Origin of the sequence: Pseudomonas syringae group sp. J309-1 (genome assembly GCF_032582135.1) — a bacterium.
GTDB lineage: Bacteria > Pseudomonadota > Gammaproteobacteria > Pseudomonadales > Pseudomonadaceae > Aquipseudomonas > Aquipseudomonas quasicaspiana.
The window spans coordinates 1-560 of the sequence record NZ_JAWHNU010000142.1 but is presented as its reverse complement, the minus strand read 5'-3'; the positions used below and the strand labels follow the sequence as shown (position 1 = coordinate 560).

General features: G+C 66.6%; 1 protein-coding gene. It reads left to right on the top strand.

All coding sequences use genetic code 11. The features are described 5' to 3' along the window. The coding region (locus RX972_RS29135) for a DUF1116 domain-containing protein (RefSeq protein ID WP_316880764.1) at positions 1 to 560 on the top strand (560 nt) is incomplete at both ends.

Sequence of the window (560 nt, the reverse complement as noted above, 5' to 3'; positions counted from 1 at the left end):
CGCACCGATGAAGCTGATCGAGGACGCAAACCAGCAGGCGCTCACCCGGATTCTCGAAGGGGAGCCTCGGCTGATCGACATCGTTCCCGCCCGTCAACTGATCCCGGGCCTGCGCGAACGGATGATCCTCCACGCCGGACCACCGATTTCCTGGGACCGGATGTGCGGCCCGATGCGCGGTGCGGTCGCCGGCGCCATCGTGTTCGAGGGCTGGGCAAAGGATCTGCTGGCGGCGACCAAGCTCGCCGCCAGCGGCGAGATCGAATTTCACCCGAACCACCATTTCGGGGCGGTCGGCCCGATGACCGGCAAGACGACGATGTCGATGCCGTTGTTCGTGGTCGAGAACGCGCGCTTCGCGAACCGCGCCTATTGCGCGATCAACGAGGGGCTCGGCAAGGTGATGCGTTTCGGCGGCAACGACGCGAGCGTGCTGAAGCGGCTCGCCTGGCTGCGCGACGTGTTCGGGCCGACGCTGGGCAAGGCGATCCGTGCCGCCGGCGGCATCGACCTCAAATCGATCGTCGCGCGCGGCTTGTCGATGGGCGACGAATTGCATC